1 protein-coding gene is annotated in these 440 nt (G+C 74.5%); it reads left to right on the forward strand.

Going from position 1 to position 440, the window contains the following annotated elements:
• The coding region (locus M3677_RS17340; protein ID WP_251161190.1) for an AMP-binding protein at positions 1-440 on the forward strand (440 nt) is incomplete at both ends.

Consider the following 440-nt stretch of genomic DNA (forward strand, 5'->3'; position numbering starts at 1 on the left):
GTCGAGGTCGGCGTCGTGGTGGGCGTCGGCGACCTCGACCCCGCCGTCGACCTCGCGCACCTGGCCTACACCGGCGGCACGACCGGGGTGAGCAAGGGCGTCGAGCTCCCGCACCGCCAGGTGGTCACCAACGTGCTGCAGTCGGGGTGCTGGGCCTCGGGGTCGCGGCCGGCGCTCGACGAGCACGGCGACGTGACCCTCGACCAGGTCGGGCCGGCCGAGGAGTACCCGGTGCGGCTGGGCACCGCCTGCGCCATCAACCTCACCCCGTGGTTCCACGCCATGGGGGTGATCGGCTACCTCAACGGCCAGGTGCTCAGCGGCGCCACCGTGGTCATCCACGACCGGTTCGACCCCGTGGCCTACGTCGCCGACGCCGCCGCGCACCGCGTCACCGGCATCGGCGGCGCCCCGCCGGTGTTCGCCGCGCTGCTGCAGGT

The organism is Curtobacterium sp. P97 (genome assembly GCF_023712445.1).
GTDB lineage: Bacteria > Actinomycetota > Actinomycetes > Actinomycetales > Microbacteriaceae > Curtobacterium.